This window comes from Mesorhizobium sp. M0571 (genome assembly GCF_040320985.1).
GTDB lineage: Bacteria > Pseudomonadota > Alphaproteobacteria > Rhizobiales > Rhizobiaceae > Mesorhizobium.
Window position 1 is genome coordinate 1 of sequence record NZ_JAMYQT010000066.1, and the last position, 24341, is coordinate 24341.

General features: G+C 63.3%; 28 protein-coding genes. 10 read left to right on the plus strand and 18 right to left on the minus strand.

Annotated features, from left to right (window positions below):
- Window positions 1–320 precede the first annotated feature (320 nt).
- From lpdA to mdh, 12 genes are all read right to left on the minus strand, one after another.
- Window positions 321–1727: a dihydrolipoyl dehydrogenase gene (gene lpdA, locus NKI85_RS34025; protein WP_352780256.1), complete on the minus strand. Its 1407-nt coding sequence runs from the start codon at window positions 1725–1727 to the stop codon at window positions 321–323.
- Between the two features lie 18 nt (window positions 1728–1745).
- Window positions 1746–2501 carry an SDR family oxidoreductase gene (locus NKI85_RS34030; protein ID WP_352780257.1) on the minus strand — a complete coding sequence of 252 codons (756 nt, stop codon included), beginning with the start codon at window positions 2499–2501 and terminating at the stop codon, window positions 1746–1748.
- Window positions 2498–3025: a hypothetical protein gene (locus tag NKI85_RS34035; RefSeq protein ID WP_352780258.1), complete on the minus strand. Its 528-nt coding sequence runs from the start codon at window positions 3023–3025 to the stop codon at window positions 2498–2500. Before NKI85_RS34035 ends, NKI85_RS34030 begins: the two co-directional genes overlap by 4 nt.
- A 23-nt stretch (window positions 3026–3048) precedes the next feature.
- Window positions 3049–4350, minus strand: coding sequence for a 2-oxoglutarate dehydrogenase complex dihydrolipoyllysine-residue succinyltransferase (odhB, locus tag NKI85_RS34040; protein WP_352780259.1), 1302 nt, complete (start codon window positions 4348–4350; stop codon window positions 3049–3051).
- Between the two features lie 48 nt (window positions 4351–4398).
- Window positions 4399–7386 carry a 2-oxoglutarate dehydrogenase E1 component gene (locus tag NKI85_RS34045; protein ID WP_352531584.1) on the minus strand — a complete coding sequence of 996 codons (2988 nt, stop codon included), beginning with the start codon at window positions 7384–7386 and terminating at the stop codon, window positions 4399–4401.
- Window positions 7387–7499: 113 nt separating this feature from the next.
- Window positions 7500–8405, minus strand: coding sequence for a succinate--CoA ligase subunit alpha (gene sucD / locus NKI85_RS34050; protein WP_352780260.1), 906 nt, complete (start codon window positions 8403–8405; stop codon window positions 7500–7502).
- 15 nt (window positions 8406–8420) lie between these two features.
- Window positions 8421–8618, minus strand: a complete 198-nt coding sequence (locus NKI85_RS34055) for a hypothetical protein (RefSeq protein WP_352780261.1) — start codon at window positions 8616–8618, stop codon at window positions 8421–8423.
- Window positions 8608–8838, minus strand: coding sequence for a hypothetical protein (locus tag NKI85_RS34060; RefSeq protein ID WP_352780262.1), 231 nt, complete (start codon window positions 8836–8838; stop codon window positions 8608–8610). The genes NKI85_RS34055 and NKI85_RS34060 overlap by 11 nt, the downstream gene beginning before the upstream one ends.
- 23 nt (window positions 8839–8861) lie before the next feature.
- Entirely contained in the window at window positions 8862–9233 is a 372-nt protein-coding gene (locus NKI85_RS34065) for a cupin domain-containing protein (protein WP_352780263.1), read from the minus strand.
- A gap of 18 nt (window positions 9234–9251) precedes the next feature.
- Entirely contained in the window at window positions 9252–9635 is a 384-nt protein-coding gene (locus tag NKI85_RS34070) for a hypothetical protein (RefSeq protein ID WP_352780265.1), read from the minus strand.
- Between the two features lie 18 nt (window positions 9636–9653).
- Window positions 9654–10847 carry an ADP-forming succinate--CoA ligase subunit beta gene (gene sucC / locus NKI85_RS34075; protein ID WP_352780266.1) on the minus strand — a complete coding sequence of 398 codons (1194 nt, stop codon included), beginning with the start codon at window positions 10845–10847 and terminating at the stop codon, window positions 9654–9656.
- Between the two features lie 41 nt (window positions 10848–10888).
- Complete coding sequence (mdh, locus tag NKI85_RS34080) at window positions 10889–11857, minus strand: malate dehydrogenase (RefSeq protein WP_352531594.1); 969 nt, start codon at window positions 11855–11857, stop codon at window positions 10889–10891.
- A 232-nt stretch (window positions 11858–12089) separates the two neighbouring features.
- Between mdh and NKI85_RS34085 the strand changes: the two genes are divergently transcribed.
- Complete coding sequence (locus tag NKI85_RS34085) at window positions 12090–12218, plus strand: hypothetical protein (RefSeq protein WP_352780267.1); 129 nt, start codon at window positions 12090–12092, stop codon at window positions 12216–12218.
- Between the two features lie 16 nt (window positions 12219–12234).
- Here NKI85_RS34085 and zapE read toward each other — a convergent pair whose 3' ends face one another.
- Both zapE and NKI85_RS34095 read right to left on the minus strand, forming a co-directional pair.
- The gene (zapE, locus tag NKI85_RS34090; protein WP_352531598.1) at window positions 12235–13431 is read right to left on the minus strand and encodes a cell division protein ZapE; all 1197 of its coding nucleotides are present in this window, start codon (window positions 13429–13431) and stop codon (window positions 12235–12237) included.
- 46 nt (window positions 13432–13477) lie between these two features.
- The gene (locus NKI85_RS34095) at window positions 13478–14017 is read right to left on the minus strand and encodes a protease inhibitor Inh/omp19 family protein (protein WP_352531600.1); all 540 of its coding nucleotides are present in this window, start codon (window positions 14015–14017) and stop codon (window positions 13478–13480) included.
- Between the two features lie 279 nt (window positions 14018–14296).
- On the opposite strand from NKI85_RS34095, the gene NKI85_RS34100 reads away from it, so the two are divergent.
- The 8 genes from NKI85_RS34100 to NKI85_RS34135 all read left to right on the plus strand — a co-directional run bounded on the left by NKI85_RS34100 (window position 14297) and on the right by NKI85_RS34135 (window position 21513).
- A complete protein-coding gene (locus tag NKI85_RS34100; RefSeq protein ID WP_352780269.1) occupies window positions 14297–15307 on the plus strand; it encodes an MBL fold metallo-hydrolase in 1011 nt (336 codons plus the stop codon).
- Window positions 15308–15381: 74 nt separating this feature from the next.
- Entirely contained in the window at window positions 15382–15543 is a 162-nt protein-coding gene (locus tag NKI85_RS34105; RefSeq protein WP_066991727.1) for a DUF1328 family protein, read from the plus strand.
- 74 nt (window positions 15544–15617) lie between these two features.
- Window positions 15618–16502 (plus strand): diaminopimelate epimerase, encoded by an 885-nt coding sequence (dapF, locus tag NKI85_RS34110; RefSeq protein WP_352780270.1) that lies wholly within the window; start codon window positions 15618–15620, stop codon window positions 16500–16502.
- A complete protein-coding gene (gene mtaB, locus NKI85_RS34115) occupies window positions 16502–17803 on the plus strand; it encodes a tRNA (N(6)-L-threonylcarbamoyladenosine(37)-C(2))-methylthiotransferase MtaB (RefSeq protein WP_352531608.1) in 1302 nt (433 codons plus the stop codon). The genes dapF and mtaB overlap by 1 nt, the downstream gene beginning before the upstream one ends.
- Before the next feature lie 11 nt (window positions 17804–17814).
- Window positions 17815–19578 carry a signal recognition particle-docking protein FtsY gene (gene ftsY, locus NKI85_RS34120; RefSeq protein ID WP_352780272.1) on the plus strand — a complete coding sequence of 588 codons (1764 nt, stop codon included), beginning with the start codon at window positions 17815–17817 and terminating at the stop codon, window positions 19576–19578.
- Window positions 19579–19638: 60 nt separating this feature from the next.
- Window positions 19639–20304: a septation protein A gene (locus NKI85_RS34125; protein ID WP_352780273.1), complete on the plus strand. Its 666-nt coding sequence runs from the start codon at window positions 19639–19641 to the stop codon at window positions 20302–20304.
- 14 nt (window positions 20305–20318) lie between these two features.
- On the plus strand, window positions 20319–20939 hold the full coding sequence (locus NKI85_RS34130) for a pyridoxamine 5'-phosphate oxidase family protein (protein ID WP_352531614.1): 621 nt from the start codon (window positions 20319–20321) through the stop codon (window positions 20937–20939).
- 40 nt (window positions 20940–20979) lie between these two features.
- Entirely contained in the window at window positions 20980–21513 is a 534-nt protein-coding gene (locus tag NKI85_RS34135) for an NADPH-dependent FMN reductase (RefSeq protein ID WP_352531626.1), read from the plus strand.
- Between the two features lie 113 nt (window positions 21514–21626).
- On the opposite strand, the gene NKI85_RS34140 is transcribed toward NKI85_RS34135, so the two are convergent.
- Together NKI85_RS34140 and NKI85_RS34145 are read right to left on the minus strand one after the other, a co-directional pair.
- Window positions 21627–21836, minus strand: coding sequence for a tautomerase family protein (locus NKI85_RS34140; RefSeq protein WP_352780274.1), 210 nt, complete (start codon window positions 21834–21836; stop codon window positions 21627–21629).
- A gap of 26 nt (window positions 21837–21862) precedes the next feature.
- Window positions 21863–22780, minus strand: a complete 918-nt coding sequence (locus NKI85_RS34145) for an SMP-30/gluconolactonase/LRE family protein (protein ID WP_352531618.1) — start codon at window positions 22778–22780, stop codon at window positions 21863–21865.
- 263 nt (window positions 22781–23043) lie between these two features.
- Here NKI85_RS34145 and NKI85_RS34150 point away from each other — a divergent pair, with 263 nt between their 5' ends.
- Window positions 23044–23211: a hypothetical protein gene (locus NKI85_RS34150; protein WP_254817861.1), complete on the plus strand. Its 168-nt coding sequence runs from the start codon at window positions 23044–23046 to the stop codon at window positions 23209–23211.
- 160 nt (window positions 23212–23371) lie between these two features.
- Here the strand turns inward: NKI85_RS34150 and NKI85_RS34155 are convergent, their stop codons facing one another.
- Both NKI85_RS34155 and ccmD read right to left on the minus strand, forming a co-directional pair.
- Window positions 23372–23944, minus strand: a complete 573-nt coding sequence (locus tag NKI85_RS34155) for a DsbE family thiol:disulfide interchange protein (RefSeq protein ID WP_352780276.1) — start codon at window positions 23942–23944, stop codon at window positions 23372–23374.
- Complete coding sequence (ccmD, locus tag NKI85_RS34160) at window positions 23941–24108, minus strand: heme exporter protein CcmD (RefSeq protein WP_352531624.1); 168 nt, start codon at window positions 24106–24108, stop codon at window positions 23941–23943. Before ccmD ends, NKI85_RS34155 begins: the two co-directional genes overlap by 4 nt.
- Window positions 24109–24341: the final 233 nt, after the last annotated feature.

Genomic DNA, 24341 nt, shown 5'->3' on the forward strand with positions numbered 1-24341 from the left:
GCCTCTGTCGTCGTGGCGCGGCCGTGTAGAATCTGTCCCATAGCGCGTCCTTTGATTCGGACGACAATGGTGCGCCATTAAAGCCTGAGATCAAACACCTAGGATCCATGCCGTGACATCCGCCGAGGAATACGATGGTGCAGAATCACCCGTTGCCGGCCGATGCGAAGAGGCACTCGATTCCGGTTGGTCGGAACACGGCCGCCAAGCAACGGCATGGATCCCAGGGGCTCCGCAACGTCGCTTCGCTCCTGCTCCGCCCTAGGATGACGAAGTATGAGATGTCTCGTGCGAATCTCGAATGTCTGCGATTGCCCTGACTAAATATGGATCGGCTTGAAGAACGTCGCCAGTGCCGCCTCCTTGACCGCTTCCGACATCGTCGGATGGGCGTGGCAGGTGCGGGCAAGGTCTTCCGACGAGCCGCCGAATTCCATCAGCACCGCCGCCTCGTGGATCATCTCGCCTGCGCCGAAGCCGACGATGTGGACGCCGAGCACACGGTCGCTGGCCTTGTCGGCCAGGATCTTCACGAAGCCGTCGGTGTGCAGCATGGCGCGCGCCCGGCCATTGGCGCTGAACGGGAATTTTCCCGCCTTGTAGTCGATGCCGGCCTTCTTCAATTCTTCTTCGGTCTTGCCGACCGAAGCGATCTCCGGCGTGGTGTAGACGACGCTCGGGATCACCTCATAGTTCACATGGCCGGCCTGGCCGGCGATGGTCTCGGCCACCGCCACGCCCTCGTCCTCTGCCTTGTGGGCGAGCATCGGGCCGGCGATAACGTCGCCGATGGCGTAGATGCCGGGCACGTTGGTCCGGAGATGGCCGTCGGTCTTGACCCGGCCGCGCTCGTCAACGTCGACGCCTGCCTCCTTTAGCCCGAGAGCGTCCGAATAGGCCCGTCGTCCCGTGGCAATCAGCACGGCGTCCGCCTCGATCGTCTCGGCCGCCCCGCCTTTGACCGGCTCGAAGGTGACCGTCGCCCCCTTCTTGGCCTTGGCGACGCCGGTCACCTTGGTGCCCAGCCTGAACTCAAAACCTTGCTTCGACAGCAGGCGCTGGAATTGCTTGGAAACCTCGCCGTCCATGCCGCCCAGGATGGTGTCGAGAAACTCGACCACGGTGACCTTGGCGCCGAGCCGCGCCCATACCGAGCCGAGCTCCAGCCCGATGACGCCGCCGCCGACCACCACCAGATGGCCCGGCACCTTGTCCAGCGACAGGGCGCCGGTCGAGGATATGATCAACTTCTCGTCGATATCGACCTTGACGCCGGGAATGCCTGCGACGTCCGATCCGGTGGCAATGACGATGTTCTTGGCCTCGATCTCCTCGACCTTGCCGTCCTCAGAGGTCAGCGACACCTTGCCGGCCGCAACCACTTTGCCGGTGCCGCGGAAGCTGTCGATCTTGTTCTTCTTGAACAGGAAGGCGACGCCATTGACGTTGGCCGCCACCGTCGCATCCTTGTGCGCCATCATCTTGCCGAGATTAAGCTTGGGCGCGCCGATTTCGACACCGAGCGTGTCGAAGGAATGGCCGGCCTCGGCGAACATCTCGGACGCGTGCAGCAGCGCCTTTGACGGGATGCAGCCGATGTTGAGGCAGGTGCCGCCGAAGGTCGGGTTCTTCTCGACCACCGCCGTCTTCAGCCCGAGCTGCGCCGCCTTGATGGCGCAGACATAGCCGCCCGGTCCCGATCCGATGATAACGACGTCATAGGCCATGATACTGTCCCCTTTGCTTTAGCGGCCGCCGCCGACTTCCAGAATGGCGCCTGTCGTATAGGACGCCTTGTCCGACAGCAGCCAGAGAATTGCAGCCGCGACTTCCTCGGCGGTGCCGGCGCGCTGCATCGGCACCACGCGGCCCATTTTCTCGGCGCGATCCGGCTGCCCGCCGGAGGCATGAATTTCGGTGTCGATGATGCCCGGGCTGACTATATTGACCCGGATGCCTTCCCCTGCCACTTCACGCGCCAGGCCGACAGAGAAGGTGTTGATCGCGTTCTTGGAGGCTGCGTAGTCGACATATTGACCTGCCCCGCCAAGCCTCGCCGCGATCGAAGACAGATTGACGACGGCGCCCCCCTTGCCGCCATGCCTGGTCGACATGCGCTTCACCGCTTCGCGCGCGCAAAGCATCGGCCCGATCACATTGATCCGCATCATCCGCTCGAGCCGCGCGAACGACATTTCGTCGACACGTGACAGGCTGTCGACGACACCGGCATTGTTGACCAGCGCGTCAAGCCCGCCAAAGCGGGCATCGACGGCCTCAAACATGGCCAACACATCCGTCTCGCTGCCGATATCGCCCTTGACCGCAACGGCTTCTCCGCCGCCGGCCTCTATGGCGGCGACCACGGTTTCGGCCGCTCGCACATTCGAGGCATAATTGACCGCGATGCGGTAGCCGGCCTTGGCGGCAAGCCTGCATGTGGCGGCGCCGATGCCGCGGCTGCCGCCGGTCACCAGCAGGATTTTTCCGCTCTCGCTCATTCCTGACATCCTTTCAGGGCAAAGACATCCCAGGGCACCTTGGAAAAGCCGTTGGCGCCATGGGCCGCCGACATCTGCAACGACGCTCCCAAGTCGGGAAGGATCAGCTTCTTCGGTGCATCCTTTCCTTCGCCCGGCAGCAACGCGATATTGCCCTGGTCGTCGGCACTGTAGATGACGCCCTCCCACACGGTGCAGGCGGCGAGCTCGTCGCCGGTGACATCGCCGGTCGGGCATTTGTACATCAGCGAGCCATGCGGCCGCGCCACGCCCTCCGTCCACATGACGATGCCGTCGAGCACGACGCCATTGTCGAGCACCATGTTGAAACTATGGGTGACGGTCGCCGACTCGCCGGTTGGCCTGAAATCGATCTCGCCGGCGTTTTCAGGATCGCCATAGACCGCGAGCTCGAGCGGACAGGCGGCGTGAGCGGCGGAGACCGTCTGGATACCGACCGCGCAGATCGCGACAAACAACCCCGACCGGAAACGAGAGCAACTCATCCGGTGGCGCAGATCCATTCTCCGGCTCACCCCAGCCGCCTCTAGAGGTCGAGCACCAGCCGCTCCGGATCCTCCAGGCTTTCCTTGACCCGCACCAGGAAGGTCACCGCTTCCTTGCCGTCGACGATGCGATGGTCGTAGGAAAGCGCCAGATACATCATCGGCCGGATGACGATCTGGCCGCCAACCACCATCGGCCGCTCCTGGATCTTGTGCATGCCGAGAATGCCGGACTGCGGCGCATTGAGGATCGGCGTCGACATCAGCGATCCGTAAACGCCACCGTTGGAAATCGTAAACGTGCCGCCTTGCATATCGGCAACCGAGAGCTTGCCGTCGCGCGCCGCAAGCCCCAGCCTGCCGATGTCCTTCTCGATTTCGGCTATTCCCATCTGGTCGGCATTGCGCACAACCGGCACGACAAGGCCCTTTTCGGTGCCGACGGCAACGCCGATATGGGCATAATTCTTGAAGATGATGTCGGTGCCGTCGATCTCGGCATTGACCGACGGGATTTCCTTCAGAGCGTGGGTGACCGCCTTGGTGAAGAAGCCCATGAAGCCGAGCTTCACGCCGTGCTTCTTCTCGAACACGTCCTTGTATTTGGTCCGGAGCGCCATCACCGCGCTCATGTCGACTTCGTTGAAGGTGGTCAGCATGGCGGCGGTCGATTGCGCTTCCTTGAGGCGGCGCGCGATGGTCTGGCGCAGCTTGGTCATGCGCACGCGCTCCTCGCGCGACGCGTCGTCTGCCGAGGACGGCGCGCGCGCGGCAACAGGTGCCGGCACAGGCACAGCCTTCGGCATTTCGGCCGGCTGCGACGGCGCGCCCCTGGCGATCAGGTCGAGTACGTCGCCTTTCAGTACCTGGCCGCGCTTGCCCGAGCCCGAGACCTGGTCGACTGCGAGATTGTGCTCGGCCAACAGCTTTGCCGCCGACGGCGCCGGCGGCGTGGTGCGCGTCTCGATCGCTCCGGCGTCGCCGGCGATCTTGGCCGTCTCGGCCGCGGCCTGCTTGACGCTCGAGGCTGCTGTTGGAGCCGAGGCCTGCGACACCGCCTCCTGCTTCGTTGCCGGAGCGGCGGCAGCATTGGCTGCTGCGCCGGCGCCTGCCGAAATCGTGCCGAGCAGTGCACCGACGCCGACCGTCTCGCCTTCGTTGACGGCGATCTCGCTAAGCGTGCCCGCGGCGGCGGCCGGCACTTCCACCGTCACCTTGTCGGTTTCGAGCTCGACCAGCGGCTCATCGGCGGCGATCGCGTCGCCAACCTTCTTGAACCATTTGCCGATGGTCGCCTCGGTGACGGATTCACCAAGGGTCGGGACGCGGATTTCGGTAGCCATTGTGCCTGTCCGTTTCTTTCGGTTCTGTTTTATCCGCCCAGTTCTGTTCTATTCACCGAGCGCGTCGTCGAGCAAGGCGGCAAGCTGGGCAAGATGCTTCGACATCAATCCGGTCGCCGGCGAGGCGGCGGCCGGCCGGCCGGTATAGCGCACCCGCTGATGCTTGGCATCGATATGCGCCAGCACCCATTCGAGATACGGATCGATGAACGACCAGGCGCCCATGTTCTTGGGCTCCTCCTGGCACCACACCATCTCGGCATTGCGGAAGCGCAACAGTTCGGTGATCAGCGCCTTGGCCGGGAACGGATAGAGTTGCTCGACGCGCAGCAGGTAGATGTCGTTGATGCCGCGCTTCTCGCGCTCTTCGTAGAGGTCGTAATAAACCTTGCCCGAACAGAGCACGACACGGCGGATCTTCGAATCCTTGGTGAGCTTGATGGCTTGGCCCGACAGCAGCTGCGCGTCGTCCCACAACAGCCGGTGAAAGGCGCTTTCGCCCGACATCTCGGGCAGCGTCGACACCGCCCGCTTGTGGCGCAGCAGCGACTTCGGCGTCATCAGGATCAGCGGCTTGCGGAAGTCCCGCTTCAATTGCCGGCGCAATATGTGGAAGTAGTTGGCCGGCGTCGTGACGTTGGCGACCTGCATGTTGTCTTCGGCGCAAAGCTGCAGGAAGCGCTCGAGCCGGGCCGACGAATGCTCGGGCCCCTGGCCTTCATAGCCGTGCGGCAGCAGGCAGACGAGGCCCGACATTCTGAGCCACTTGCGCTCGCCCGACGAGATGAACTGGTCGAACACCACCTGGGCGCCATTGGCGAAGTCGCCGAACTGCGCTTCCCACAGCGTCAGCGCCTTCGGCTCGGCCAGCGAGTAGCCATATTCGAAGCCGAGCACTGCCTCTTCCGACAGCATCGAGTTGATGACCTCGAACCCGGCCTGCGCCGCCGACAGATTGTTGAGCGGAATGTAGCGGGTCTCGTCGCGCTGGTCGTACAGCACGGAATGGCGTTGCGAGAACGTGCCGCGCTCCGAATCCTGGCCAGACAGCCGGATCGGATTGCCGTCGAGCAGGATGGCGCCGAAGGCCAGCGCCTCGGCCGTCGACCAGTCGATGCCTTCGCCCGACTCGATTGCCTGGCGGCGGTTGTCGAGGAAGCGGATGATCGTCTTGTGCGCCTCGAAATCCTTCGGCACCTCGGTCAGCTTCTTGCCGATCTCCTTCAGCGTCTTGACCGGCACCGCGGTTTTGCCGCGCCGCTGTTCGTCCTGGTTGTCGGCCGAGCGCAGGCCGGACCATGCGCCGTCCAGCCAGTCCGCCTTGTTCGGCTTGTAATGCTGGCCGACCTCGAATTCGGATTCAAGATGCGCCCGCCAGTCGGCCTTCATCTTTTCGAACTCGGCCTGGCTGATGTGGCCTTCGGCAATCAGCCGGTCGGCATAGATCTGCACCGTCGTCTTCTGGTTGCGGATCTTGCGATACATGATCGGCTGAGTGAAAGCCGGCTCGTCGCCCTCATTGTGGCCGAAGCGGCGATAGCAGAACATGTCCACCACGACCGGCTTGTGGAACTTCATGCGGAATTCGATCGCCACCTTGGTGGCATGGACCACGGCTTCCGGATCGTCGCCGTTGACGTGGAAGATCGGCGCCTCGATCATCTTGGCGACATCCGACGGGTAGGGCGACGAGCGCGAGAAGCGCGGGTTGGTGGTGAAGCCGATCTGGTTGTTGATGATGAAATGCAGCGTGCCAGCGACGCGGTGGCCGCGCAGGCCCGACAGGCCGAGGATTTCGGCAATGACGCCCTGGCCGGCAAAGGCGGCGTCGCCATGCAACAGCAGCGGCAGCACCTTGGCACGCTCTTCCAGCGGCACGATCTCTTCGCGGCTGCGGCCGAACAGATAATCCTGCTTGGCGCGTGCCTTGCCCATCACCACCGGATCGACGATTTCCAGATGCGAGGGGTTGGCGGTCAGCGACAGATGCACCTTGTTGCCGTCGAACTCGCGGTCCGATGAGGCACCGAGATGGTACTTCACGTCGCCCGAGCCTTCGACCTCGTCGGGTGCGGCCGAGCCGCCCTTGAACTCGTGGAAAATGGCGCGGTGCGGCTTGGCCATCACCTGCGACAGCACGTTCAGCCGGCCGCGATGCGCCATGCCAAGCACGATTTCCTTCATGCCGAGCTGGCCGCCGCGCTTGACGATCTGCTCCAGCGCCGGGATCAGCGACTCGCCGCCATCAAGGCCGAAGCGCTTGGTGCCCTTGTACTTGACGTCGATGAACTGCTCGAAGCCTTCGGCCTCGACCAGCTTTTGCAGGATCGCCTTCTTGCCGGCGGCGGTGAAGGATATCTCCTTGTCGGCGCCCTCGATGCGCGCCTGGATCCAGGCCTTCTCCTCGGGATCGGAAATATGCATGAATTCGACGCCGAGCGTCGAGCAATAGGTCCGGGTCAGGATATCGAGCATCTGCCGGATGGTGCCGAATTCGAGCCCGAGCACATTGTCGAGGAAGATCGGCCGGTCGTAGTCGGCTTCGGTGAAGCCGTAATTCTCCGGCGACAGCTCGTTATAGTCCTCGAGCGGCTTGGCAATGCCAAGTGGATCGAGATTGGCATGCAGATGGCCGCGCATACGAAAGGCGCGGATCATCATGATGGCGCGGACGGAATCGCGCGTCGCCTGATGCACGTCGGCGTCGGAAAGGGCTGCACCGTTGCCGGCCGCTCTGTCCTTGACCTTCTTTTCGATGTGCTTTTCGACCAGCCCCCAATTGCCGTCGAGCGCCGAGACCAGCTCGCCATTGGCCTGCATCGGCCAGGAGGGCTTGGCCCATGAGGCGCCCTTGGCATTCCTGCGCACGTCGCCGGCGTCGTCCTTCAGCGCCGCGAAGAAGTCCTGCCATTCGGGATCGACCGAAGCGGGATCGTCCTCATAGGCGGCATAGAGCGCGTCGATGTAATCGGCATTGCCGCCATAGAGGAAAGAGGTAAGCGAAAACTGGTCGTTGGCCTGATCTTGTCTTGCCATGTCACTGTCGAAGCTCTGGCTTCGTCTCCTTTTAAGTTAAAAGTGAATGGTGAATGGTGAATGGAAGAGGGGAACGCTCCCCGTTTGCACCGCTACCGTTTACTATTCACCATTCACTGTCCTTTGATCGCCTCGACCAGCGTCGTGCCGAGCCTTGCCGGCGACGGCGAAACCTTGATACCGGCCGATTCCATCGCCGCGATCTTGTCTTCGGCGCCACCTTTGCCGCCGGAGATGACCGCGCCCGCATGACCCATGGTGCGGCCCGCCGGCGCGGTGCGCCCGGCGATGAAGCCGGCCATCGGCTTGCTGCGGCCGCGTTTGGCCTCGTCCTTGAGGAACTGCGCGGCGTCTTCCTCGGCCGAACCGCCGATCTCGCCGATCATGATGATCGATTTGGTCTCATCGTCGGCGAGGAACATCTCCAGCACGTCGATGAACTCCGTGCCTTTGACCGGGTCGCCGCCGATGCCGACGGCGGTGGTCTGGCCGAGGCCGACATTGGTGGTCTGGAACACCGCCTCATAGGTAAGCGTTCCCGAGCGGGAAACAACGCCGACCGAGCCCTTGCGGAAGATGTTGCCGGGCATGATGCCGATCTTGCATTGGTCGGGTGTCAGCACGCCGGGGCAGTTCGGCCCGATCAGCCGCGACGTCGAGCGGTCGAGCCTTGCCTTGACCTTGATCATGTCCATCACCGGTATGCCCTCGGTGATGCAGACGATCAGCGGGATCTCGGCCTCGATCGCTTCCAGGATCGCTTCGGCAGCACCCGCCGGCGGCACGTAGACGACGGAGGCATTGGCGCCGGTCCTGGCCTTGCCCTCGGCGACGGTGGCGAAGATCGGCAGCGCCTCGCCCTTGGCGCCGGTCCAGGTCTCGCCGCCCTTCCTGGGGTGGATGCCGCCGACCATTTTTGTGCCGTGATAGGCCAGCGCCTGTTCGGTGTGGAACGTGCCGGTTTTGCCGGTCAGGCCCTGCACCAGCACTTTGGTGTTCTTGTCGACGAGAATGGACATTATTTGGCGACCTGATCAGTGAGAGCGGAAGGGGTTGATTGCGACCACGGAGCCATAGGCCTGTCCGTGGTTGAGGTCTTCGGTGTTAAGTGTCTTGACGCCAAGACGCTCGGCGGCGGCGGCGATGATTGCACCATCCCACGCGCGCTCGGATTTGTGTCCGATGGCGGCATAGATGGGAACATTCGCGTTGAGGAAGCACTCAGCGGTCATGGAGAGCTTCCCGGTTCCACTTCTTGCCGCCCATGTCGCCTGCAGCCTCGCAGGCAAGCCTCAGCAGGGCTAGTCGTGCCCCGTCCTTGGCACGACGCTTCGCGGCCACTGTCGCGAAAAACTCCCGAACCATGGCGTTGACGGTCGTTCGCTGTTCAGCGGCCGCCAGCTTCACCTGCTCCAGAACCTCGTCATCAACCGCCAGAGTGATGTTCTTCATTTTCTCTTACTCTCACGAGCTCCCTACAACCGCTTCAGGTCGGCGACGGTGAGGTCGCTTCTTGCATTGCCGGTGTTGAGCGTCGTCGCCGGTTCGAACATCAGCACCACCGGCTGTTCGCTGAGCGAGCGCGGCCGGTGCTCGACGGCGCGTGGCACGACTATGAACTCGCCGCTGCCAAGCTCCACCGTACCGTCGCGGAAATCGATGGCGATGCGGCCGCGCAGCACCAGGAAGGCCTCGTCTTCATTGTCATGCGCATGCCAGTCGAAGGCATCGCCGAACTTGGCGATTTTGACCTGGGCATCGTTGACGTCGCCGGCGATATGCGGATCGAAGACCTTTTTGATCTTCTGATCCGCTGCCTCGACGAGATTTGTCTTGTACGGAGGCACAGGCTCATTCCTTTTCCGTTATCGGGCATCTGCAGAGTGCTGTTCATCAATCTCGTCCCGCAGGAAACGGTCAGGTGCATGTCCGAGATCATTCTCTTTGCCATACATCCAGGCTCTCATTTTCATCGTAGGTTTGAACGGGCTCTTTCCTGCTCCGACGACGACGTACCACTCACGCCCAATCTCATCTGACACCTGATAAAGCCAGAAACGTCGATAATTATCGGTCTTCTCAGCGACTACGCCCCGCACTTTGTAGTGCATCGGTTTTTCGTCCAGCTTCCAATGATAGTGGCACTCCCAAAGGTATTGTTCGATTTCCTCGACCGAATAGGGGCTGCGGTCGGGCAGCCGGTCCAAGCTCTCAACCTCTTCTTCCCAGTGGATGGGGAAGCTACCCAACGCAACGCTCCTAGTTTGTCAGTGTTTCACCGCCGCCACGATCTTCAGGGCCGCGTCATCGAGGTCATCGGCCGACACCACGTTCAGCCCGCTGTCGTTGATGATCTTCTTGCCGAGCTCGGCATTGGTGCCTTCCAGCCGCACCACCAGCGGCACCTGCAGGCCGACCTCCTTGACCGCGGCGATGACGCCCTCGGCGATGATGTCGCACTTCATGATGCCGCCGAAGATGTTGATCAGAATGCCTTTGACCGCCGGATCCCTGGTGATGATCTTGAACGCCGCCGTTACCTTTTCCTTCGAGGCACCGCCGCCGACATCGAGGAAGTTGGCGGGCTCGGCGCCGTAGAGCTTGATGATGTCCATCGTCGCCATGGCAAGGCCGGCGCCGTTGACCATGCAGCCGATATTGCCGTCGAGCGCGACATAGGCGAGGTCGTATTTCGACGCCTCGATCTCCTTCTCGTCCTCTTCGGTGGTGTCGCGCAATTCGAGCACGTCCGGGTGGCGAAACAGCGCATTGTTGTCGAACGACACTTTGGCGTCGAGCACGCGCAGCCGGCCGCTCCTCATGACGATCAGCGGGTTGACCTCGAGCAGGCTCATGTCCTTCTCGACAAAGGCCTTGTAGAGGATCGGAAACAGCGTGTCGCCGTCCTTTGCCGCGTCGCCGTCGAGCTTCAGCGCGGCGTTGAGCTTCTTCACATCGTCGGCCGTCACGCCCTTTTCCGGGTCGATGGCGACGGTAATGATCTTTTCCGGCGTGTCGTGGGCGACCGCCTCGATGTCCATGCCGCCCTCGGTCGAGACGACGAAGGCGACGCGGCCGACCGAGCGGTCGACCAGGATCGACAGATAGAGCTCGCGCTCGATGTCGGCGCCGTCCTCGATATAGAGCCGGTTGACCTGCTTGCCGGCTGGGCCGGTCTGCTTGGTGACCAGCGTATGGCCGAGCATCTCCTTGGCGTTGGCGACGACCTCGGCCACCGACTTCGCCAGCCTGACACCGCCCTTGGCATCGGGGCCGAGCTCCCTGAACTTGCCCTTGCCGCGGCCGCCGGCATGGATCTGGCTCTTGACCACATAGAGCGGGCCGGGCAGCGCCTTGGCGGCGGCTTCCGCCTCGCTCGCCTTGAACACCGGCACGCCCTCGGCCACCGGTGCGCCAAAGCCCTTCAGCAGCGCCTTGCCCTGATACTCATGGATGTTCATGCGCTATGTCTCCAGCTTGCTTGGCGGGCTTACTTGCCGGCTTATTTGGCCGCGAGATGCGGAGCGATCTTGACGCACGCGTCGCACAGGCCCTGCACCGCCGCCACCGAATTGTCGAACATCTTCTGCTCGGGCTTGCTGAGCTCGATCTCGATGATGCGTTCGACGCCGCCGGCGCCGATCACCACGGGAACGCCGACATAGGTGTTCTTGACGCCGTATTGGCCGGAAAGATAGGCAGCACAGGGCAGCACCCGCTTCTTGTCCTTGAGATAGGCTTCGGCCATCGCGATGGCCGAGGCAGCCGGCGCGTAGAAGGCCGAGCCGGTCTTGAGCAGGCCGACGATCTCGGCGCCGCCGTCGCGGGTGCGCTGCACGATCTGATCGAGCCGCTCCTTCGAGGTCCAGCCCATTTTGATGAGGTCGGGCAGCGGGATGCCGGCAACCGTCGAATAGCGGATCATCGGCACCATGGAATCACCGTGGCCGCCGAGCACGAAGGCCGTGACATCCTCGACCGAGACCTTGAATTCCTCGGCCAGGAAATAGCGGAAGCGCGAGCTGTCGAGCACGCCAGCCATGCCGACGACATGGCTCTTCGGCAGGCCGGAAAACTTCTGCAGCGCCCACACCATGGCGTCGAGCGGATTGGTGATGCAGATGACGAAGGCTTTCGGCGCGTATTTCTTGAGGCCGGCGCCGACCTGCTCCATCACCTTCAAATTGATGCCCAGAAGATCGTCGCGGCTCATGCCGGGCTTGCGCGGCACGCCGGCGGTGACGATGCAGACGTCGGCGCCCTCGATGCCGGCATAGTCGTTGACGCCGGTCAGCCTGGAGTCGAACCCGTCAACCGGCGACGACTGCGCTATATCAAGCCCCTTGCCTTGCGGGATGCCCTCGGCGATATCGAACAGCACGACGTCGCCGAGATCCTTGAGGCCGACCATGTGGGCGAGCGTGCCGCCGATCATGCCCGAGCCGATGAGCGCTATCTTGTTGCGTGCCATGTCAGGATGTTTTCCCTTTGACTATGACGGCGCCCAAATCTTAACGATTTGATGACGGCGTCGGAGGAAGAGGCCGGAATGCTGCAGGAACCGTGAAATTCGCCGCACGCAATAGCCCCGGCCGCACCAAAATTCAAACGATTATTTTGGAGTGAGGAATTTCAATCGGTTAGAAACAATGGGAATTACGTAAACGTCAAAATTGTAAGGCCGACTAGAGGAGTTCTACACAATGGCGCCCAAAATCTTTCCCGGCGATGACGCCCTTGTGATGCGGGTTGCCGACGAGGTGTTCGACGAGGCATTTGGTCCTTTTCTGCGCTTGGTTCAAGGTCGGGCGATCCTTCGCACCCTATCCTAGGTTCTGCACCGCAGCGCTAGCCTTGAGCCTGCCGCGCCTCCGGCGACGGCGCCCTGTGCCTTTCCGCCCAATCCGCCAGCCAATCGTGGCTCTGCATCTCGATCAGCCGCGATGCCGTGCGCTCGAACTCGAAGACCTCGTTGCCGCGCTTGGCCGTATAGAGCTGCGGCGGCGGCGCCGCGGCGCTTACCACCAGCCGCACATGATGGTCGTAAAGTGTGTCGATCAGCAGGATGAAGCGCTTGGCTTCATTGCGCTTGCCTTCACCGAGCACCGGCACATGGTCGATGAAAATGGTCGAGAAGCGGCCGGCAATGGCAAGATAGTCTCGGGCGCCGAGCGGCCTCTCGCAGAGCTCGGCGAAGGAAAACCGCGCAGCCTCGCCGGCGGCCCGCGGCACCACGACGTGCCGGCCCTTCACCGTCAGCATCGTCTCGGCCGTCGGCCTGCCATGCGTCATCGCCTGCCAGGCGTCGTCGAGCGCATGGTCGGCTGCGGCATCGGCCGGGGTGATGTAGACCGGCATGCGGCCGAGCTTGTCGAGGCGGTAATCCTTGTCGGCGTCCAGCGCCAGCACCTGCGCGTGGCGCTCCAGCATGCCGACAAACGGCAAAAACAGCTGGCGATTCAGCCCATCGCGATAGAGGTCCTGCGGCGCGACATTGGAGGTGGCGACCAGCACGACGCCATTGGCAAACAGCGCCGAAAACAGCCTGGACAGGATCATCGCATCGGCGATGTCGGTGACGGAGAACTCGTCGAAGCACAGCACCCAGGCTTCCTCGGCCAGCGCCCGCGCCACCGGTGGGATCGGATCGTCCTCCTTGGCCGTGCCGTTCTTGCGAGCCTGCCGGTGCTTCTGGATGCGGTCCTGCACGTCGGCCATGAAATCGTTGAAGTGCACACGGCGCTTGCGCCGCACCGGCAGCAGCTCGAAGAACATGTCCATCAGCATGGTCTTGCCGCGGCCTACGCCGCCATGGATGTAGAGGCCCTTGACCGCCTCGTGCACCTCGCGCTTGCGGGCGAACAGCCAGCCCAGCGCGCTCGACTTATGCGCCAGCCGCTTTGCCGATGTCTCGTCGATCAGCCGGTCGAGAGCAGCAGCGACCCGCTCCTGCACCGGGTCGCGTCCGATGGCGCCCGTCTCGACAAGATGGTCGTAGCGCTGCTTGACGGTCGCATGGGTCTGGAGGCCGTCACGCAGATGCATCGGTCACGTCGTTGTCGAGGCGGTTGGTCTTCCCTGTCTTCTTTGCCTACCTTGTAAGCGAGATCGGCAGGCCGTTGGAAGTCTGGCCGTCGAATTTCTCGCCGCCCGAGGAATAGAGCCGTGCCAGCGTGCCGCCATTCTCGTCATAGAGCGTCAACTGCTTGCCGCCGACGTTCCAAGATTTGATGCCGTCGAGCGGGGCCGGGCAATGCAGCGGTCCGGCGCGATAGCCCGAGCCGAATTTGGTCTGCGGCGTCGCCACCTGGCAGCTCTGGCCGGACACGCTTGCCTTCCACACGCCGGCGACGCTGGAGGCGGTAAGGTCGGCCGCGCCGGCCGGAGCCGTCCCGTCCGGCGGCAGCGACGCTATCTGCGTGTTCTGCGGCGCGGTCGGAAATTTCGATGGGTCGGCCGGGCCGGGCGTCGCCGGCGGCGGCAGCTGGTTTGCGGTTACCTTGCCGGCGGGCGCAGCTTCCAGCGGCGCCGGCTGTTGCTCGTCCATCGATGAGAACCGTGAGGTTGAACAGCCGCTCGCGACGAGTGCGGCCAGCGATACGGCCAGCAGGCCGGTTTTCGAAAATTTCATTCTTCAACCTCCGTCGGATCCGGCCGGGGGTGCCGTCCGCGCAATGTCCCCCCACCAAGATGGAGAAGGTGGCGAAATTTCAACCCGATATGGTTAAAATACGGTTTGCGCCGCTAATGTTGCAAATTTATCGCAAAATGCACATTGCCTGAATTGCGTTACGCCTTGGCATCTGGCCGCACCCCGACCCTTTGCATTCCTGGCGCGCCCGTCAAATGCTTGCGCCGGCCGGCGTCGGCATTATCTCTTGGCGATCAGCAAACTGCAGGAGCCGATTTCTTGGCCGCGAGAAAAAGAGCCGCCAATCGCTATTATAGCGGCCCGCCCAGCGATCATTTCGACGGCACCTTGTTCTTCAACCCCGACGGCCGGCCGCCGGGTCGCTTTGCCGATCTCTTGAAATGGCAATTGAGTGGCGAACGCTCGAAATGGCCGGCGGCGAATCCGAGCCCGTTTCCGCCGGCAAGACCGGTCGAGCGGATCGATGGTGCTGCGCTGCGCCTCACCATGGTCGGTCATTCCTCGCTGCTCGTCCAGACAGCCGGCCTGAACATCCTGACCGACCCGGTCTGGTCGTCGCGCGTCTCGCCGCTCTCCTTCGCCGGGCCGAAACGCGTCAATCCACCGGGCATCGCCTTTTCTCATTTGCCGCCGATCGACCTCGTCCTGGTCAGCCACAACCATTACGACCATCTCGACCTCGCCACGCTGAAGCGTCTGAAGACAAGGCACGATCCGCTGCTGCTGACGCCGCTCGGCAACGATACCATCATCGACGCTGCCGTCTCCGGCATGCGGCTTTCCGCGCATGACTGGGGCGACCGGGTCGATATCGGCAATGGCGCCGCCGTGCATGTCGAGCCGGTACATCACTGGTCGGCCCGCGGCACCCGCGACCGGCGCATGGCGCTGTGGGCGGGTTTCGTCGTCGAGACACCAGGCGCAAAGATCTATTTCGCCGGAGATACCGGCTTTCACGGCGGCATCAACTACCGGCTGATGGCTGAAAAGCATGGCGGCTTCCGCCTCGCCATCCTGCCGATCGGCGCCTATGAGCCGCGCTGGTTCATGGCGCCGCATCACCAGGATCCGGAGGAGGCGGTGCAAGGCATGCTTTTGTGCAACGCCGCCTATGCCGCCGGCTGCCACTGGGGCACGTTCCGGCTCACCAATGAACCGATCGACGAGCCGGCCAGAAAGCTCGGCGAAGCGCTCGATGCTGCCGGCCTGCCGCAGCAACGTTTTCGCGCCTTGCGGCCGGGGGAAGTCTGCGACGTGCCGGCGGTCTAGGAGGCCGGCGGAACCCAAGGCCTCGCAGAAGCGTTTGTAGGTGTTCAAACCTGTCGGCTGCGAGGTAATCTCTTATGATCAAGTGGATCATCATTCTTTTGATTGTCGCGGCCGCGGCAAGCCTGCTCGGCATGCCGGCACTGGCCGGAGCCGCCGCGACCGGCGCCCGCATCCTCATCGGCATCGTGCTGATCATCTTCCTGCTGATCGTGCTTGGCGTCTTCGCGGTGACCTGAAAAGCATGCCGCACTGGTAATTTCTGCCGCTATCCGCCATATAGGCGCCAAACCGGCAAGAGACCTTTCGATCGATGGCAAGTGTGGCCCCTTTCGCCAAGATGAACGGCATCGGCAACGAGATCATCGTTGCCGATATGCGCGGTCGCGCCGATCGCGTGACGCCTGCGGCAGCCATCGCGCTTAATGCCGACGCCGCGACCAAATTCGACCAGATCATGGCGATCCACGACGCCAGGACGCCGGGCACCGCCTTTTTCATCGACATCTTGAATTCGGACGGCACCAGCGCGCAGGCCTGCGGCAACGGCATGCGCTGCGTCGTCCAGGCGCTCGCCGCCGAGACCGGCCAGAAGACCTTCGCCTTCGAGACCGTTGCCGGCATTCTCAATGCCGAAGAACACGCCGACGGGCTGATCTCGGTTGACATGGGCAAGCCGCGCTTCGGCTGGCAGGATATTCCGCTGGCCGAGGAATTCCGTGACACCCGCATGATCGAACTGCAGATCGGCCCGATCGATGCGCCGGTACTGCATTCGCCGTCGGTCGTCTCGATGGGCAATCCGCACGCCATTTTCTGGGTCGACCGCGACGTCTGGTCCTATGAACTCGAGCGCTTCGGCCCGCTGCTCGAAAACCACCCGATCTTCCCCGAGCGCGCCAACATCACCATCGCGCAGGTGACCTCGCCCGAGACAATGGTCATCCGCACCTGGGAGCGCGGCGCCGGCCTGACCAAGGCTTGCGGCACGGCCTCGTGCGCCGCCGTGGTTGCAGCAGCCCGCACCAGGCGCACCGGCCGCAGCGTCACGCTGACGACGCCCGGCGGCGGCTCGCTGCATGTCCTGTGGCGCGACGACGACCACGTCATCCTGACCGGTGCCGCCGAATGGGAATTTTCCGGCAGCTTCGATCCGTCGACCGGCGTGTGGGCGCGCGACACCGAAAGCGCCGCCTGATGGCCCCTCTTGCCAACAGGGGTGTCGACGTCGTCACCTTCGGCTGCCGGCTGAACACCTATGAATCCGAGGTGATGCGGCGCGAGGCGGAAAGTGCCGGCCTCGGTAGCCTCGAAGGCGGCGCCATCATCTTCAACACCTGCGCCGTCACCGGCGAGGCGGTGCGCCAGGCCAAGCAGTCGATCCGAAAAGCCCGCCGCGAGAACCCCGCCGCCCGCATCATCGTCACCGGCTGCGCGGCGCAGACCGAGCCACAGGATTTCGTTGCCATGCACGAGGTCGATCTCGTCCTCGGCAATGAGGAGAAGCTGAACGCCCATTCCTATCGCGCGCTGCCGGATTTCGGCGTCAACGACACCGAGAAGGCCCGCGTCAACGATATTTTTTCGGTACGCGAGACGGCCGCCCACATGGTCGACGCCATCGAGGGCCGGGCGCGCGCCTTCGTCCAGGTGCAGAACGGCTGCGACCACCGCTGCACCTTCTGCATCATTCCCTACGGTCGCGGCAATTCGCGCTCGGTGCCGATGGGCGCCGTGGTCGAGCAGGTCAAGCGGCTCACTGGCAATGGTTATGCCGAGATCGTGCTGACCGGCGTCGACATGACCAGTTTTGGCGCCGACCTGCCGGGCGCACCGAAGCTCGGCAAACTGGTCAAGACGATCCTGAAGCAGGTGCCCGACGTGAAACGCCTGCGGCTTTCCTCCATCGATTCGATCGAGGCCGATGACGATCTGTTGGACGCCATCGCCTCCGAGCCCAGGCTGATGCCGCATCTGCATCTGTCGCTGCAATCGGGTGACGACATGATCCTGAAGCGGATGAAGCGCCGGCACAGCCGCGACCAGTCGATCCGCTTTTGCGAGGATGTGCGCAAACTGCGCCCGGGCATCGTTTTCGGCGCAGACATCATCGCTGGCTTCCCGACCGAGACGGACGCCATGTTCGAAAACTCGGAAAAAATTGTTGAGGAGTGCGGCCTGACGCATCTCCATGTCTTCCCGTTTTCGCCGCGCCAGGGCACGCCCGCCGCGCGCATGCCGCAGCTTCGCCGCGAAATGGTCAAGCAGCGCGCGGCACGCCTGCGCACCGCCGGCGAGGCCGCCTACCGCCATCACCTTTCGGCACTTGCCGGCACGCGCCAGTCGATCCTGGTCGAGCGCGACGGGCTCGGCCGCACCGAAGGCTTTACGCTGGCCACGGTCTCTGCCGGCGCGCCGGGCGACATTGTCGAGGCTGATATTGCCGGCCATGACGGCACCCGCCTGATCGCCGCGCCGCTTGCCGCCCGCGCCGCCTGAGAGCGCAAGACATGGCTGGGTTTTTCAAGAAGATATTTTCGTTCGGCAAGAAGGAAGTCGTCGAGGAGCGGCCCGACGAGACCGCACCGCTGCCGCCAATCAAATGGGACGCACTGGAGGCGCTGAAGCCCGCCGCCGAGCAGCCCGTCCCGGAATTCCTGAAACGCAGCGAGCCTCAGCCTGAGGCCGAAGCCGCACCGGCGGTCGAGCCGGAGGCCCCTTCTGCGCCGGAGCCTCCGCCTGTCGAAGAGCCGAAGCCCGAGCCCGCTCCGACCATTTCCCCCGAGCCAGACATTCAGCCGGCGCCGGAAACGCCTGTTGAGGAGCCGGAGGAAATCCCGGCCGGGCTTGTTATTCCGGAGCCAATCCCAGAGCGGAAGCAGCCTGAGACCGTCCAGACTGAGCTTCCGTCATCCGAAGCTGGCGCCGCCCCTCATCCTCCTGCCGGCACCTTCTCCCCGTATAGGGACGGGGAGAAGGGAGCTGATCTTGACGCCGAAGCCCCTTTCACAGACGCCGAAGAAGAAGCTGCAACGCTGACGCCCCCCTCTCCCCGTCCTTCACGGGGAGAGGGTAAGGGTAAGGGTGAGGGGCAGCGCCAACCTGCGCAAGACGCGGCACCGACTGCCGAAGTTAAGCCAACGTCACCTGCGCCCGAAGCACCGCCCGCCGAAATCCCGCCCCCGATCCGCCAGCCGGCGCCGGTCGAGACGAAGCCGACGCTGGCCGAGATCGCGCCCGAACCAGAGGCCATTCCACAGCCATCGCCGGAGCCAAAACCCGCTCCGGGCAAGGTGACCGTAACCAAGAAGGTCGAGCAGAAGGCCGAGCCGCGGAAGGCGCTCGAACCGGCGCCGAGGCGCTCCTGGTTCCAGCGCATGCGAGACGGGCTTGCCCGCTCTTCCAAGGAGTTGTCGGGCAACATCGCCGGCGTCTTCACCAAGCGGAAACTTGACGAGGACACGCTGCAGGACCTGGAGGATGTGCTGATCCGCGCCGATCTCGGCATGGAGACGGCTCTGCGGGTTACCGACGCGCTCTCCGCCAGCCGCTACGGCAAGGACGTCTCCGACACCGAAGTCCGCGCCATCATGGCGGCCGAGGTGGAGAAGGTGCTGACCCATGTCGCCATGCCGCTGGAACTCGATCTCAGCCACAAGCCGCATGTCATCCTGGTCGTCGGTGTCAACGGCACCGGCAAGACCACGACCATCGGCAAGCTGGCGGCAAAGCTGACCGATGGCGGCCTCTCGGTGATGCTCGCCGCGGGCGACACTTTCCGCGCCGCAGCGATCGAGCAGCTGAAGATCTGGGGCGAGCGCACCAACTCGCCGGTCATTGCCTCGAAGCTTGGCGCCGACGCCGCCGGCCTCGCCTACGACGCCTTCGAGCGCGCGAAGGAGGCCGGCTCCGACGTGCTGATCATCGACACCGCCGGGCGGCTGCAGAACAAGACCGAACTGATGGCGGAACTGGAAAAGATCGTCCGCGTGCTGGGCAAGCTCGATCCGGCGGCGCCGCACACCGTGCTACAGACGGTCGACGCCACCACCGGCCAGAACGCGCTCAACCAGGTCGAGATCTTCCGCAATGTCGCCGGCGTCAACGGCCTGGTGATGACCAAGCTGGACGGCACCGCGCGCGGCGGTATTCTGGTGGCGATCGCGGCAAAGCACAAATTGCCGGTCTATTTCATCGGCGTCGGCGAACAGGTCGACGACCTAGAACCCTTTTCCGCAAGCGAATTCGCCAGGGCGATCGCTGGCGTGGCTTGACGAGCATGATCCCGAAAAGTTGCAGACTTTTTGGATTGGATCATGCGTAAGAAGGATCCCATGAGCCCACCCATCCTCGAACGCGACCCGTCCGATCCGCGACGCAAGGCGTTGAACCCCGGCCTGAAATTCCTGCTCGAGCTCGGGCCTGGTCTGGTGTTCTTTTTCACCACCATCCGCGGCGCGTGGCTTGTCGGGAAATTTCCGATCCTCAGCCATATCGGCGAGCCTATCCTGATTGCCACAGCGTTCTTTATGGTGGCGACGGCGCTGTCGCTCAGCGTTTCGTGGATTTTGACGCGCAGCTGGCCGATCATGCCGCTGGTGTCGGCCATCGTGGTGTTTGTGTTTGGCGCGCTGGCGCTGTGGCTTCAGGACAAGACCTTCGCTTTCATGAAGCCGACAATCATCAACAGTTTGTTCGGCATCACGCTTCTTGGCGGGTTGGCGTTTGGCAGATCGCTGTTGGGCTATGTCTTTGATTCCGCCTTCAATCTCGACGCCGAAGGCTGGCGCAAGCTCACTTTCCGATGGGGGCTTTTCTTCCTTTTTCTGGCTGCGCTGAACGAGGTCGTATGGCGTAATTTTTCTGAGGAAACCTGGCTTTATTTCAAGGTCTGGGGCACGATTCCCATTACACTTGTCTTCACGTTGAGCCAAATGCCGTTGATCCTGCGCCATTCGCTCGAGGACAAGGCCGCCAAGGAAGAGAAGGCCGGCAAATAGACCAGGAGAGGGGCATGGAATTCATCACCACGCGCGAAGAGCTGAGGACGATCTACAAGACGCCTCGGCCGACCGACGGCTCGATCCGCAAGGAATTGAAGGCATTGGACGGCCACTGCCGTTCCTTCATCGGCAAGAGCCCGTTCGTGCTGATCGGCTCGTCCGACGGCGCCGGCAATGCCGATGTGACGCCGAAGGGCGACAGGCCGGGCTTTGTAGCAGTGCTCGACGAGAAGACCGTCGCCATCCCGGACCGGCCCGGCAACAACCGGCTCGACACGCTGGAGAACATCCTTCTCAATCCCTCGATCGGGCTGCTCTTCCTCATTCCCGGCATGAACGAAACGCTGCGTGTCAATGGCGATGCCCGCATCACCGTCGATGCGGCATTGCGTGAGCGGCTGGCGGTCGACGGCAAGGCGCCGCAAAGCGTCGTCGTGGTGACGGTCAAGGCCGCCTACATGCATTGCGCCAAGGCTTTCATGCGCTCCGAACTGTGGAAGCCGGAGAGCTGGTACGACCGCGCGACGCTGCCGACGCTCGGCCAGATCCTGCGCGACCAACTGGCGCTCGCCGAAACGGCGGAGGCGACCGACCGCTGGCTGGACGAGGATTACAAGCAGACCATGTGGTAGCGTGCCCGGCAACGAATCGCCCAAGCCGGTCTCCATTCCTTTGCTGAACATTCTCGCCATCTCCGGCAGCCTGCGCGCCGCCTCGACCAATTCGGCCCTGGTCGCGGCCCTCGCGCAAAACGCGCCACCGGGTTGCCGCGTTTCCGTTTATGACGGGCTTGGGCGGCTGCCGATCTTCAATCCCGACGACGAAGGCGAGCGGACGCCGCCGCAAGCATCGGCGCTGATCGATGCCGTCACCTGCGCCGACGGCGTCATCATCTCTTGCCCTGAATATGCCCATGGCGTGCCAGGCGGCCTGAAAAACGCGCTCGACTGGCTGGTGTCGCGCGATGCCGCCGTCGGCAAGCCGGCCCTGCTGGTCCACACCTCGCCGCGCTCGCTGTTTGCCCGCGCCGCGCTGGTCGAGATCATGCGGACCATGTCTTTCCAGCTTTACGAGGAAGCGCCGCTGGAAATCGCCCTGCTCGGCAGGAAGCCGGATGACGTGGGAACCATTCTGTTGGAGCCGGCAAACCGGCTGGCAATGCGTGACGCGCTTTCGGCCTTCGCGGACTTCATTCGCACGCGTTGAGTGACGGGCCACCGTGCTTTCGTCATCCTAGGGCGGAGCAAGGAGCGACGCGACGCGGCGCAGACCCTGGGATGACGAAGCTAGGGGCTGCGGCCATCTGCAGTGCCGCGGGATTAGCCCTTGCCGCGCAGCGTCTCGACATCGGTCTTGCCAACAAACCAATCGCGTGCATTGACCTCTTCGAAGACCACCCAGACGTTATTGTTGGTCAGGCCGGTGGCGCCGACGATCGCCTCGGTCACCTGGGCAGCGATCGCTGCCTTCTTGCCGGCCGGGTCGGCGGCAATCGCTTCCTTGACGATGCGGATGTTCACAAACGGCATGGCGTCCCTCCCTGGATATTGTCAGCTCAATAGGTTCTGGCGCCGTTGACCATCAGCCGGACCATGTAGAGCGAGGTCGTGCCGGCGATGTAGAGGCAGTTCAGCTTGTTGCCGCCGAACACGCAATTGGCGACGACTTCCGGCACCTTGACCTTGCCGATCAGCGTCCCGTCGGGATCATAGCAATGGACGCCGTCAGCGGCACTGGTCCAGATGCGCCCGTCCGCATCCAGCCTGAAACCGTCAAACAGGCCGGCGGTGCAGTCGGCAAAGACCTTCTCGCCGGACACCGTCTTGCCACCTTGGCCGACATTGAACACCCGGATGTGCGCCGGGTTTTGCGCACCATGCGTGCGGCCGGTATCGGCGACATAGAGCTTGCTCTCGTCAAGCGAGAAGGCGAGCCCGTTGGGCCTGACCATGTCGGTAATGACGGCCTCAGTCTCGCCGGTGCCGGGATCGACCCGGTAGACATGGCAGGCGCCGATCTCGCTTTCGGCCTTGTCGCCCTCGTAATCGGTATCGATGCCGTAGCTCGGGTCGGTGAACCAGATCGAGCCATCGGACTTGACCACCGCGTCATTGGGCGAGTTCAGCCGCTTGCCGCGCCATTTGTCGGCGATGGTGATGACCGAGCCGTCATGCTCGGTGCGGCTGACGCGGCGGCCGGAATGCTCGCAAGTGACCAGCCGGCCTTGCCGGTCGACGGTGTTGCCGTTGGAATTGCCCGACGGCTGACGGAACACGCTGACGCCGCCGTCGGTCTCGTCGTAGCGCAGCATGCGATTGTTCGGGATGTCGGACCAGACGACATAGCGCCCGGCCGCAAACCAGGCCGGCCCCTCCGCCCAGCGGCAGCCGGTAAACAGCCTGTCCACCTGTGCATTGCCGTTGAACAGCCGCGCAAAGCGCGGATCGAGAACTTCGTAGAATTCGGCGGCCATGGTTCCTCCCGGTATTCAGTCGCTGGCGAGGCACGATCAAGCCAGCCTGCGATCGATATGGCAAGATCGATGATGCGTTAGAAGCTTTATGGGAGCGGATGCTGGCCCGGACGGCAGGTCGCATCCCGTTAACCGGCTATGCGCCCAGCGCAATGGTGCATTGCAACATCTTATTTTTGCAACGCACCATAACTATGTCATGCTCCGTATCGATCAAGGGAGGAACAAACGGCCGCAAAATGCGGCGCAAAAGGAAACTCGCTATGATCATCGACAGCCTCATGAGCCGCGCTCGCGCCAGCATCGCCAAGCGCCGGCATTACAACCGACTCGTCGCCGAAATCGACAGCTTCACCAGCCGCGACCTCGCCGACATGCGCGCAGACCGCAGCGAAATGCTCTACCAGGTCCACAAGCAGATCTACGGCTGAATCATCGGTCGAGTAACTCGGCCGCGCCTCGGCGCGTTGAGATTCAGGTCAGGCTGACTCGAAAATGATGGATTCCGAGAACCGGAGCGGAGCGTACTTTGGGTACGCGAGCACCGGAAGCGCAGGAAACCGCCATTTGCAGGCCGGCATCACCTGAATATCAACGCGCCGTCAGCGCTTTCTCGATTTCGGGCAGCAGCAGCGTCTGCGCCGAGTCCGGCGTCAGCGGCCCGACATGCTTGTATGCGATCTTGCCGTCCTTGCCGATGACGAAGGTTTCCGGCACGCCGTAGACGCCCCAGTCGATCGCGGTGCGCCCGGCCGCGTCGACGCCGATCGCCTGAAACGGATTGCCTAAATCGCCGAGGAACCGACGGGCGTTTTCCGGCTGATCCTTGTAGTTCAGCGCGGCCATGACGAAGCGTCTGTCCTGCGACAGCGCCAGCAGCACCGGATGTTCTTCCCGGCACGGCGCGCACCAGGATGCGAAGACGTTGACCAGCGTCACCTTGCCGGCGAACTGTTTCGAATCGAGGCCCGGCAAATTGGTTCCCTCGAGCGGCGGGAGGTTGGTCTGCGGCGCTGGCAGGCCGATCAGCGCCGACGGCACCTCCGAAACGTCGCGCCCGGACAAAAGCTGCGCCAGGAACAATCCCGCCAGCCCGAGAAAGACCAGCAGCGGCACCAGCACGATCAGGCGGCGGCGCGCCGGTGTTTCCGTTTCCGTGCTCATGATTTTGCTGCCTTATCGGAGCGCCGGCGCACGCCGGACGCCTCCAGCTCGGCGAGCTCTCGCTTGCGGCCGCGCTGGTCGAGCAGGATCCAGCCGATCAGTCCGGCCAGCACCACGGCCGTGATCGCATACGCGGTGGTCACATAAAGCGCATGCACGCTCATGCTTTTCGCTCCGCGCCGCCTGCCAACCGGGCCTCTTCGCCTCGTTCCAACATGTCTTCCTTTAACGCCGCGCTCTCGGCTCGGCAATCGGCCGCCATGCCGCAGCCGTAAACTGAAGCCGGCGCCTAAATTGTTTGATCTCAGGTTTTAATGGCGCACCATTGTCGTCCGAATCAAAGGACGCGCTATGGGACAGATTCTACACGGCCGCGCCACGACGACAGAGGCGGTCC

What these genes read in the sequence shown, in the direction of transcription:
- lpdA (WP_352780256.1), bottom strand. Translation starts at nt 1,727, where the DNA reads ATGGCCTATGACGTCGTTATCATCGGATCGGGACCGGGCGGCTATGTC.
- NKI85_RS34030 (WP_352780257.1), bottom strand. Translation starts at nt 2,501, where the DNA reads ATGAGCGAGAGCGGAAAAATCCTGCTGGTGACCGGCGGCAGCCGCGGC.
- NKI85_RS34035 (WP_352780258.1), bottom strand. Translation starts at nt 3,025, where the DNA reads ATGGATCTGCGCCACCGGATGAGTTGCTCTCGTTTCCGGTCGGGGTTG.
- odhB (WP_352780259.1), bottom strand. Translation starts at nt 4,350, where the DNA reads ATGGCTACCGAAATCCGCGTCCCGACCCTTGGTGAATCCGTCACCGAG.
- NKI85_RS34045 (WP_352531584.1), bottom strand. Translation starts at nt 7,386, where the DNA reads ATGGCAAGACAAGATCAGGCCAACGACCAGTTTTCGCTTACCTCTTTC.
- sucD (WP_352780260.1), bottom strand. Translation starts at nt 8,405, where the DNA reads ATGTCCATTCTCGTCGACAAGAACACCAAAGTGCTGGTGCAGGGCCTG.
- NKI85_RS34055 (WP_352780261.1), bottom strand. Translation starts at nt 8,618, where the DNA reads ATGACCGCTGAGTGCTTCCTCAACGCGAATGTTCCCATCTATGCCGCC.
- NKI85_RS34060 (WP_352780262.1), bottom strand. Translation starts at nt 8,838, where the DNA reads ATGAAGAACATCACTCTGGCGGTTGATGACGAGGTTCTGGAGCAGGTG.
- sucC (WP_352780266.1), bottom strand. Translation starts at nt 10,847, where the DNA reads ATGAACATCCATGAGTATCAGGGCAAGGCGCTGCTGAAGGGCTTTGGC.
- mdh (WP_352531594.1), bottom strand. Translation starts at nt 11,857, where the DNA reads ATGGCACGCAACAAGATAGCGCTCATCGGCTCGGGCATGATCGGCGGC.
- NKI85_RS34085 (WP_352780267.1), top strand. Translation starts at nt 12,090, where the DNA reads ATGGCGCCCAAAATCTTTCCCGGCGATGACGCCCTTGTGATGCGGGTT.
- zapE (WP_352531598.1), bottom strand. Translation starts at nt 13,431, where the DNA reads ATGCATCTGCGTGACGGCCTCCAGACCCATGCGACCGTCAAGCAGCGC.
- NKI85_RS34095 (WP_352531600.1), bottom strand. Translation starts at nt 14,017, where the DNA reads ATGAAATTTTCGAAAACCGGCCTGCTGGCCGTATCGCTGGCCGCACTC.
- NKI85_RS34105 (WP_066991727.1), top strand. Translation starts at nt 15,382, where the DNA reads ATGATCAAGTGGATCATCATTCTTTTGATTGTCGCGGCCGCGGCAAGC.
- dapF (WP_352780270.1), top strand. Translation starts at nt 15,618, where the DNA reads ATGGCAAGTGTGGCCCCTTTCGCCAAGATGAACGGCATCGGCAACGAG.
- mtaB (WP_352531608.1), top strand. Translation starts at nt 16,502, where the DNA reads ATGGCCCCTCTTGCCAACAGGGGTGTCGACGTCGTCACCTTCGGCTGC.
- ftsY (WP_352780272.1), top strand. Translation starts at nt 17,815, where the DNA reads ATGGCTGGGTTTTTCAAGAAGATATTTTCGTTCGGCAAGAAGGAAGTC.
- NKI85_RS34125 (WP_352780273.1), top strand. Translation starts at nt 19,639, where the DNA reads ATGAGCCCACCCATCCTCGAACGCGACCCGTCCGATCCGCGACGCAAG.
- NKI85_RS34130 (WP_352531614.1), top strand. Translation starts at nt 20,319, where the DNA reads ATGGAATTCATCACCACGCGCGAAGAGCTGAGGACGATCTACAAGACG.
- NKI85_RS34140 (WP_352780274.1), bottom strand. Translation starts at nt 21,836, where the DNA reads ATGCCGTTTGTGAACATCCGCATCGTCAAGGAAGCGATTGCCGCCGAC.
- NKI85_RS34145 (WP_352531618.1), bottom strand. Translation starts at nt 22,780, where the DNA reads ATGGCCGCCGAATTCTACGAAGTTCTCGATCCGCGCTTTGCGCGGCTG.
- NKI85_RS34150 (WP_254817861.1), top strand. Translation starts at nt 23,044, where the DNA reads ATGATCATCGACAGCCTCATGAGCCGCGCTCGCGCCAGCATCGCCAAG.
- NKI85_RS34155 (WP_352780276.1), bottom strand. Translation starts at nt 23,944, where the DNA reads ATGAGCACGGAAACGGAAACACCGGCGCGCCGCCGCCTGATCGTGCTG.
- ccmD (WP_352531624.1), bottom strand. Translation starts at nt 24,108, where the DNA reads ATGAGCGTGCATGCGCTTTATGTGACCACCGCGTATGCGATCACGGCC.